The following is a 380-nucleotide window of genomic DNA, read 5'->3' as shown; positions in this document are numbered from 1 at the left end:
TCGCGCATGTCCTCGAAGCCGACATAGGTCACGTTGTTCGGCAGCTGGGCGATCGCCGCCGAGGCGGCCGCCGAGAGGGGACCGACGCCGAAGCTGGAGAAGTCGGTCGAGTAGTTGGCGTAGTAGATGCCGTTGTCGGCCACGCCCGTCGCGAAGGTGGTGCCCCGCGTCAGGTTGTTCAGCTGGAAGCTGACAATCCCGCTGGCCGCCCCGACATTCACCGACGTCCCGATGGCGGCCGTCTGGTTGTTGAAGATGATGCCCGAGGCGCCGGCGCGCGAGAGCGTGCTCGTGTCCGCCGCGTCACGGTAGACGAAGACGGCCGTGATCTGACCCATCGAGCTGAGATCGCCCGGGCTCACGGTGATCGGCGCGGCCTG

At 67.4% G+C, this 380-nt stretch carries 1 protein-coding gene; it reads right to left on the bottom strand.

Going from position 1 to position 380, the window contains the following annotated elements; translation table 11 throughout:
* Nucleotides 1-338: hypothetical protein (locus tag D9599_RS30940; RefSeq protein ID WP_198385166.1), on the bottom strand; the 338-nt coding region annotated here is incomplete at its 3' end.
* Nucleotides 339-380 lie beyond the last annotated feature (42 nt).

The sequence above is a fragment of the Roseomonas sp. KE2513 genome (assembly GCF_016107305.1).
In the GTDB taxonomy this organism is placed as follows: Bacteria; Pseudomonadota; Alphaproteobacteria; order Acetobacterales; family Acetobacteraceae; genus Roseomonas.
This window is presented reverse-complemented; position numbering and strand designations above follow the sequence as displayed.